1 pseudogene is annotated in these 273 nt (G+C 47.6%); it reads left to right on the forward strand.

Features of this window, described 5'->3' with window-relative positions:
• A pseudogene (gene hslU / locus V0R37_RS22165) lies at window positions 1-273 on the forward strand (HslU--HslV peptidase ATPase subunit); the annotation flags it as partial.

The following is a 273-nucleotide window of genomic DNA, read 5'->3' on the forward strand; positions in this document are numbered from 1 at the left end:
CCAATGCACCATTTATCAAAGTAGAAGCGACGAAATTTACCGAAGTGGGTTATGTCGGTAAAGAAGTTGAAAGCATTATCCGTGATTTGACCGATGTCGCGGTCAAGCTGACGCATCAACAGGCGATGGAAAAGGTTAAGTTTCGCGCTGAAGAATTGGCCGAAGAAAGGGTGCTTGATGCCCTTTTACCTCCTGCGCGTGATGCGTGGGGAGAGTCAGAAAAAACCGAGCAGTCATCGACCACTCGCCAAGTCTTTCGTAAAAAACTTCGTG

It is taken from the genome of Pollutimonas rozaliensis (assembly GCF_048751585.1).
Taxonomy (GTDB): Bacteria; Pseudomonadota; Gammaproteobacteria; order Burkholderiales; family Burkholderiaceae_B.